This window comes from Stieleria maiorica (assembly GCF_008035925.1).
Taxonomy (GTDB): domain Bacteria; phylum Planctomycetota; class Planctomycetia; order Pirellulales; family Pirellulaceae; genus Stieleria; species Stieleria maiorica.
Genome location: NZ_CP036264.1, coordinates 7,038,431 through 7,046,472 on the forward strand (window position 1 = coordinate 7,038,431; position 8,042 = coordinate 7,046,472).

An 8,042-nucleotide genomic window follows, 5' to 3' on the forward strand; every position below is an offset into this window, starting at 1 on the left:
GGCAATCGTTTTGCCCCCCATCGTTTTGCCCCCATCATTCTGCCCCGAATCATTCTGCCCCGAATCATTCTGCCATTTCTTCCCCGCCCCGCTGAGCATCTTGGGGAATGAAACGCCAGCTATCACCCCCGAAACGAGGTGATCGGCGCGTCAAACGGATCGGTGTCGATATCCAGATCCGATTGGACCAACCCCGGCGGCAAGTCCTTCAAAAAATACGGCTGGGTGTTCGAGCCGCCGGATTGATAAAACCGGTTGTGGTGTGGGACGTAAGCACCATGGGAACGCAGCGAACCGGTCAAAAACAACTCGTTCTGGGCACGGGTCATCGCGACGTACAACACCCGCCGTTCTTCTTCCTCTTTGTCGTCGTCCCCGATGCTGCGGGCGTGGGGATAATTCCCCGGTTGGACGCCGATCAAGTAACACACCGGCGCCTCGGTCCCCTTGGCGCTGTGCACCGTGATCAGTGTCACCAGATCATCGATGTCTTCGTTGCTGGCTTCCGATTCGGTGATCGGATCGAGTGTGTACGTTTCCAGAAATTCGCCGACCGACGGATGCTTGGCCGCCAAGCGACGCAACAGTACGAAATCCTTGCTGCGTCGGTCCCAGTCGTCGTATTTTTTTTCCAGCAGCGGCGTCATCTTGTCGGTCGCGGCCCCGATCACATCACTGGGGCGCTGCCAACACTTCAGGCACTCGTCGATCGATTCGGCCAGACGTGGATTGGTTTTGTAGCGGTCGGCCAAAAGTTTGGCGATCGTTTTGATGTCCGGCAATGTCAGCAGTTTGCCGATCGTGTTGGCCGCCGTCTTTTCACCGATCCGCGGCCACAGCGTCAGGTAACGCATCCAGGCCAGTTGGTCGGCCGGATTGTCGATCACACGCAGCAAGCTGAGCAGATCTTTGACGTGCGCCGATTGCAATAATTGCGTCCCGCCGATGAATCGATAGGGGATGTCGTTTTCGATCAAGGCAGCTTCGGTACTGCGGGCGGCCCACGCACTTCGCGTCAGGATCATGTGCTCGCGCCAGGGGTCGCCCTCCTCGTGTCGCTGCATCAAATCCGACGCCACCCAGTCGGCCTCCTCAAAGTCGCTGTCCACTTCGACCAGAACCGGTTTGACGCCGGCCCCGCGAGCGGCGCGGAGGTGTTTGTCATAGCCCAATGACGACTGGTCGAGCAGCCAATTGGACAGATCCAAGATCTCTTGGGTGCTGCGGTAATTCTGTTCCAGCTTCAGCACCTGTGCCCCAGGCACACGCTCGGTGAAGGAATGCACATTGCGAAAATCGGCACCGCGGAATGCGTAAATGCTCTGGGCGTCATCGCCGACGCAAAACAACTTCGCCGGGTCGCGCATGCCATCCAGAATCAACCACTGCAACGGGTTCGTGTCCTGCATCTCATCGACCAGGATGTGGTCATAGCGCGACTGCATCTTTTCCCGCACGATCCGACTGCGGTGTAACTGTTTGGCAAACAGATGCAAGATGTCGTCGTAATCGAAGTAGCGGCACTCCTGCTTGCGCTTGGTGTAATCCTGCAGGACGGCGCTGATCCGCTTGATCGCGTCCTCATCGTAATCGGTGAATTCGGTCAGGTATTCCGCCGTCGGACGATTGGTGTTTCGCGCGTAGGAATAATAATTCGCCAACTCGGCCGACTTGGGGAACCCGGCGTCCTTGCCCACGACGTTCGCCCGGGCCAATTTCATCAGCTGCAATTGGTCGTCGCGGTCGATGATCGTCAGCGAACCGCATTCGAACAGATCCGGCCAACGACGCAGGTATTGCAAACAGAAGTTATGAAAGGTTCCGGTGGGCACGGTCTTGGCCGAAGAACCGATCTGCTGGGTCAACCGATGCCGCATCTCACGGGCGGCGCGGCGGGTGAAGGTCAACAGCAAAATCCGCCGCGGGTCGACGCCGGTCTGCGTCAGATGGACGACGCGCGCGACGATCGTGCTCGTCTTGCCGGTCCCCGCGCCGGCCAGCACCAGCACGTCATCCCCATCGAATTCGGCGGCACGTGTTTGCTCGGTATTTAATTCCATCACATCCCTTCCCACGCGAATTCGATTGCCAAATCTCAGGCTATCGGCTCCCCTCGATTTTTTCAAGCGTCGCGTTTTTTCAGGCGTCGGGCGATCTCCCGTGCCTCGTCGTCGGCGTCAAAGTCGGGGTTCGGCTCGGTCGGCACCGGGGCACCGGTCGATTCTCGCCAGGTCTTCAGCAATCCGTGTAATCGCTCGCGTTGCTGCGGCTGCGACTCGGCCAGATTCGTCGACTCCCCCGGATCGGCCTGCAAGTCGTACAGTTCCAATCCGCCGTCTTCGAAATACTCGTGCAGTTTCCATGTCCCATTGCGGATGATGCTGCAGGGCCGCGATCGATACAGCAGGTCACGCTGCCCGTCGAGACGCTGGTAGCTCTGCAAATATGCCGGAAAGTGCCAGAACAACGAACGGCTCTCAAACACGCCATCGGGCTCGCCGGCCAACAGGGGACAAAGGCTGACGCCGTCGATCGGTTGATCGGGCAGCTTCGCCCCGGTCATCTCGCAAAAGGTCGGGAACAGGTCCAGGTTGATCACCGGTGCGTCGCAGGTCGTGCCGGCTTTCGTCACCCCGGGCCAGACGATGAACATCGGTTCGCGTATGCCGCCTTCGTAGTAGGTCCCCTTGTAACCCTTCAGCGGTTTCATCGATGTTGCCGGCCCGTAGCCACCGTTGTCGCTGGTGAACACGATGATCGTGTTCTCGGTCTGTCCCAGTGAATCGATCGAGTCGATGATCCGTCCGACGCCCCGGTCGACGCTTTCGATCATCGCCGCCATGACCGGATGGTCGTGCAGCTGGCCGGGCTGTTTCTGCTGGTACTTCTTCACCAACTCCGGCTCGCCTTGGATCGGCGTGTGCACGGCGAAGTGGGTCAAATACAGAAACCACGGCCGGTCGGAATCCTGGCCGATGAACTCGATCGCTTCATCGGTCAAGCGATTGGTCAGGTACTCGTCCTTGGGGGCGTCGGCCAATTCGGGGATGTTGCCGTGAGGGGGATAGTAGCCCCGTGGCGGGCTTCCGCTGTGGGTGCCGGCGAAATTAAAATCGAACCCGTATGGAATCGGATCGTCGCTGAGATGCCACTTCCCGATCGTGCCGGTCCGGTAACCGGCCTCGCGGACACAGTGGGCCCAAGTGCGAATGTCGGTTCGCAACGTGTCGGTACCGGGGATGTGCATCAAGCGGCCGTGTGTTCGCTTGCCCCGCCGCGACGTCCCGACGTTGTAGATCTCGTGACGCGGTGAATACTGACCGGACAACAGGCACGCACGCGATGGGGCACAATTCGCAGCGCCGGCATAGGCATGGGTAAACACCATGCCACGAGCGGCTAACGCGTCCAGATTCGGCGTCTCGTAAAAGTCGCTGCCCATGAAACCGGCGTCCCGCCAGCCGAAATCGTCCAAGAAAATGAACAGCACGTTCGGCTTGTCGGCCGCTGAGGCAATCACGCCTTGGCTCACCGCGGAAAACGCGATGACGCAGCAATAGACGACGGAGGCAAGCTTGGATGGCATGACAAAAACCGGGAAAAAGGGGCAGGATTCTGTTGAAGCTGACGACGCGGTCAATGATAGCCTGTTCACAGGCTCGCTTGTCTTTGTCGGTCAGCGTCCTCTGGCGAAACTCGGGAAACGTGGCATCATCCCTGGTATGATTGGCCCTCCGTCGGTGTGCAGCCCTTCGCCGCCCCTCCACTCGTATTCCGCGTGTCAGGGGATCGGATCTGGCGTGGACACCAGCGACAACTCCGGTGCGATTTAGTCCCCGATCCTTTTTGCTCGTCGCCCAGCCCATCAGGTGCGTTCATGTCACGTCACAATCGGAAGCCGATCCGAAGCCCCAGGCAACCACAGGTCCGACAGCTGAGATGCGAGCCTCTGGAGCGGCGCGAATTACTTGCCGTGTTGTCGGGCGATGGGTTTATCGGTCCGATTCAACCGAGCGAATACGTAGCGCAGGAGATGATCCAGTCGGCCCCGCCGAGCGTCTCCATCACCGATGCTTCGGTCACCGAAGGCCATGCCGGTCCGACCACGTTGGCGTTTGACGTCCGTTTGTCCGCGGCGGCGGAGGAAACCGTGACGGTCAACTTTCAAATCGCCAATGACACCGCCGACGCGCTGATTGTCCAGCGGATTGCCAGCGGTCTGGGCGCCCCGCTGTACGTGACGCACGCCCCCGGTGAACCGAACACCTTGTTCGTCGTCGAGAAGACCGGGGCGATCAAAAAGCTAGACCTGACCGACAACACCGTCTCGCCGACGCCGTTTCTGGTCGTCGAGGATTTGAGCACGAACAGTGAACGCGGCTTGCTCGGATTGGCATTCCACCCGGACTACGAAACCAACCGGCGTTTTTTCGTTAACATGACCCTCCCCAACGGTGCCAGCTTGATCCGCGAGTACACGGCAAATGCAAACGGCGAAACCGCAGACCCGGATTCCGCGCGTCCCCTGCTCGGATTCAGTCAACCGTATCCGAACCACAACGGCGGTTGGATCGATTTCGGCCCCGACGGTTACCTGTACATCGCCAGCGGTGACGGAGGCTCGGGGAATGATCCCTTGGACAACGCCCAAGACATCACCAACAACCTGCTCGGCAAGATCTTACGGATCGACGTCGATGGAGACGATTTTCCCGGCGATGCGTTGCGAAACTATGCGATCCCGCCCTCCAACCCGTTTGTCGCTCGTGGCGGTGACGACGAGATCTGGGCTTACGGATTGCGAAACCCTTGGCGCAACAGCTTTGATCGAGAGACCGGCGACTTGCTCATCGCCGATGTCGGCCAATCGCAACGCGAAGAAATCAATTTCCAACCGGCCACCAGCGGCGGCGGTATCGACTACGGTTGGCGTCGACGCGAAGGAACGATCGACACGCCCAATGTCCCCGGCAGCAAACCGCTCTTTGCAGTCGATCCCATCTACGATTATCAACACGGGTCAGGAGACCGCGAAGGAAACTCGGTGACCGGCGGCTACGTCTACCGCGGCCCTCTGGAAGAACTTCACGGCAACTATTTCTTCGGTGACTTTTCCAACAATCGCATCTGGTCACTCCGACCCAACTCTCCCGACCCCACAACCCACGACGGCACCAACTACGACGACTTCACCGATTGGACCGATCTGCTGACACCCGATGTGGGACGCATCAACTCCATTGCCTCGTTTGGTGAAGACGCAGCAGGCAACCTGTTCATCGTCGACATCGGCGGCGAGATCTTTCGGATTTCCGAAGGAGCCGATTACAAGACGACAACGCATTCGGTGATGATCCTCCCTGGCGAAACATCGGCAACGCTGCAAGTCGACGTCATCGGAGACCGGCTGCCCGAACCCCACGAAACCTTTGAGGTCTCGATGACCAGTTCGGTCGGCGCGACGATCGGGAACGGCCAAGCCCAGGGGAGGATCTTGAACGATGATGCTCCCACAGTGGACGACGTGCAAATCGGCAGCGGCGATCGGCAACGTTCCATCATCGATTCGCTGAAGATCACCTTCGATTCAACCGTCCAGATCAATGACTCGGCGAGTGGTGCGATCGAGTTGATGAATCTGGATTCTCAGCAGAGCGTCACGCTCGTTCCGTCGACCGCGGTGCAAAACGGCGTCACCACACTCACGCTGGGAATTGCTTCGGGGCCTTCGGTCGAATCGTTCCTCGGCACCGCAATCAGTCTCGCCGACGGTCGCTATCGTCTGACCATCGACGCCTCGCATGTCACGATCGGCGGCGTCGGCCTGGACGGAAACGGCGACCAACATGGGGGCGACGACTTCACCTTCGGCACCGATCCGGCCGACAAATTCTTCCGCTTCTTCGGCGACTCCGACGGCGACCGAGACGTCGACGGCCAGGACTACGGACGCTTCGGGTTGACGTTCTTGCGACCCTCAACCGACCCCGCGTTCAACGCAATCTTCGACTCCGATGGAGACGACGATGTCGACGGCCAAGACTACGGCCGCTTCGGCGAGAGTTTCTTGCGGCAGCTCCCAATGTAGAACCGCTTTCCGAAGGGCACGGGCTTAGTGAGCCGACGGCGCTAGCCGCGGGCCTTGGATTGCCCTTCGCGACTTGTAAGGCCCGAGGCTAGCGCCTGCTTGTAAGGCCCGAGGCTAGCGCCGACGGCTCAGTTTGATCCCCGTGCCATTCACCCCCGTCCCCCTTTTCAGGTCACGTCGTCGACCAACCGCATCACCTCGTCCACGCGGACGGCCAGCGGGGGCAAGAAGATTCCCCTCGCGGTCTCTCCTGTTCGAAAGACGCCGAATTCTTCATAGGCGTTACCGTCGAGCGTCAAGACGGTGACGATTCGATCAAAGGGGTCTATGATCCAATACTCTTGGACTCCGCCCCTGGCATAGTCCGCGCGTTTCGCGACGTAGTCGCGGTGCCGTGCCTCGACTCCCTCACTGACGACTTCAACGGCGATATCCAATCGACTCGGATAATCGGTGGGCGATGGGGGAAAGCACCGTGGCGTCAAATACAACAGGTCAGGCTCGCGAATGGTCCCTTCGAAAAGTCTGACCGGTAGCGGCGCCTGTAACACGCGCGCCCCATCGCCGACCGCCGCGCTCGCCGAACGCAGCAATCCGGCGAGAAAGTCCACGATCATCTGATGCATCCACGTCGGCATCGGCAACACCTCCAGGTGGCCTGCGGACAATTCCACCAAGCGGTCGGTCGGCAGGCGGAAAAAGTCCGCATCACGCCATTGTCCCTGCAGCGGAAACAACCTCGCCAACTCCCAGGCGGGGGCCGCGTCAGAGGACGGCGATGGTGGGGGCGAGGATGACATCAAACACGACTTGGGGATCGAACTTAAAAAAGGCCAGCGTTGCCTGCAGGACAGCATTTTTGATTGTAACCGAATCACGCCCGGCGGCGCGAACGTCGGCAGACAACAGCGCCCAACAGCGTCGTTGCCAGGAAGACGATCGGGCCGGGTTCGGGAATCGCCGTCGCGATCGTGAAGACGCTTTTTTCCGATCCGTTCGGCGACGAAAACGCGGGGTTGACCAACGTCGTCTCCGAAGCGCCCGAAGCACGGATGGCAATCGATGTCGTCCGCGTCGCGGTGCCGTCATCGCGGCCTAAGATGTCCAACGTGATCGTGTCGCCGGGCTGCAACCCGAGCCCGCCAAAGTCAAACGTTAACGTGCCGACGGAAAACGGATCCGTTGTCGTGATCTCATAAGGAATCGGCTCGGACGGTAGAAAGGAATCCAACACGATTTGCGATTCGAACCCCGGTGATCCGCTGCCGAATTGTTGCCCGTCATGCCACAGGGCGAATTGCGGCCGGGCGTCGAAACGCACCCGTGAGTAATCGGACAGTGCAGCCGTATTGATGGTGCTTTGGACGATGTCCACATTGATCAACTCGATCACATCACCGATCGCATCGGCCGATCCCGCGAGCATCAAGTCGCTTTCGAATTGCTCGCCCGCGACAGCGCGCGAAGGAGTGAGGTAGGCGACGACGACAGCCGGGCAGGGGCGCACGTCGAACCATACCAGCCAACTGCACACCAGCATTCCGATCAGTGACGAGCAAAGAGATCGGTGATCAAGCATTCGGTGAAGCATCGGCCTGTGGGTTCGTTGATGTCAGAGCCGCCAATGCTAAATCCGGAGGGGATCAAAAGCAAGCTTGCAATTGGTGGCGAAACCACTAACCTGTGGGGGTCGCAGGGATGGGCCGACGCGGCAAAAACGGGGGGGCACGCGATCGTTGGTCTCTGTCCTTGCACGCGCGTGAATCGAACCAACAGTCGATGCGGAAATTCCGCGTCGAACTTTAGCTGCGATTCACGCCGATGGTGCTTCGTTTGCGTTCCTCGCCCTTTGCGACCCTATTCCCATCTCTCGGCCGGGAACGCCGCAAGGGCCACGTGCTAGTCGGTTGCCTTTCACCGTTCCAGTGCCGAATCGACTTGAAAGGCATCATTG

Annotated in this window: 5 protein-coding genes; 1 reads left to right on the forward strand and 4 read right to left on the reverse strand. The window is 59.6% G+C overall.

Translation table 11 applies throughout. The features are described 5' to 3' along the window. Nucleotides 1–122: 122 nt before the first annotated feature. Complete coding sequence (locus Mal15_RS24100; RefSeq protein ID WP_147870095.1) at nucleotides 123–2,060, reverse strand: ATP-dependent helicase; 1,938 nt, start codon at nucleotides 2,058–2,060, stop codon at nucleotides 123–125. 62 nt (nucleotides 2,061–2,122) lie between these two features. Next, a complete protein-coding gene (locus tag Mal15_RS24105; RefSeq protein ID WP_147870096.1) occupies nucleotides 2,123–3,586 on the reverse strand; it encodes a sulfatase in 1,464 nt (487 codons plus the stop codon). Nucleotides 3,587–3,877: 291 nt separating this feature from the next. On the opposite strand from Mal15_RS24105, the gene Mal15_RS24110 reads away from it, so the two are divergent. Then, on the forward strand, nucleotides 3,878–6,088 hold the full coding sequence (locus tag Mal15_RS24110) for a PQQ-dependent sugar dehydrogenase (RefSeq protein ID WP_147870097.1): 2,211 nt from the start codon (nucleotides 3,878–3,880) through the stop codon (nucleotides 6,086–6,088). Between the two features lie 167 nt (nucleotides 6,089–6,255). On the opposite strand, the gene Mal15_RS24115 is transcribed toward Mal15_RS24110, so the two are convergent. Together Mal15_RS24115 and Mal15_RS24120 are read right to left on the reverse strand one after the other, a co-directional pair. Further along, nucleotides 6,256–6,888 carry a Uma2 family endonuclease gene (locus Mal15_RS24115; RefSeq protein ID WP_167547017.1) on the reverse strand — a complete coding sequence of 211 codons (633 nt, stop codon included), beginning with the start codon at nucleotides 6,886–6,888 and terminating at the stop codon, nucleotides 6,256–6,258. Between the two features lie 74 nt (nucleotides 6,889–6,962). After that, entirely contained in the window at nucleotides 6,963–7,667 is a 705-nt protein-coding gene (locus Mal15_RS24120; protein ID WP_147870099.1) for a hypothetical protein, read from the reverse strand. Nucleotides 7,668–8,042 lie beyond the last annotated feature (375 nt).

Coding starts and splice junctions, on each gene's coding strand:
- Mal15_RS24100 (WP_147870095.1), bottom strand. CDS start 2,060: ATGGAATTAAATACCGAGCAAACACGTGCCGCCGAATTCGATGGGGAT.
- Mal15_RS24105 (WP_147870096.1), bottom strand. CDS start 3,586: ATGCCATCCAAGCTTGCCTCCGTCGTCTATTGCTGCGTCATCGCGTTT.
- Mal15_RS24110 (WP_147870097.1), top strand. CDS start 3,878: ATGTCACGTCACAATCGGAAGCCGATCCGAAGCCCCAGGCAACCACAG.
- Mal15_RS24115 (WP_167547017.1), bottom strand. CDS start 6,888: ATGTCATCCTCGCCCCCACCATCGCCGTCCTCTGACGCGGCCCCCGCC.
- Mal15_RS24120 (WP_147870099.1), bottom strand. CDS start 7,667: ATGCTTGATCACCGATCTCTTTGCTCGTCACTGATCGGAATGCTGGTG.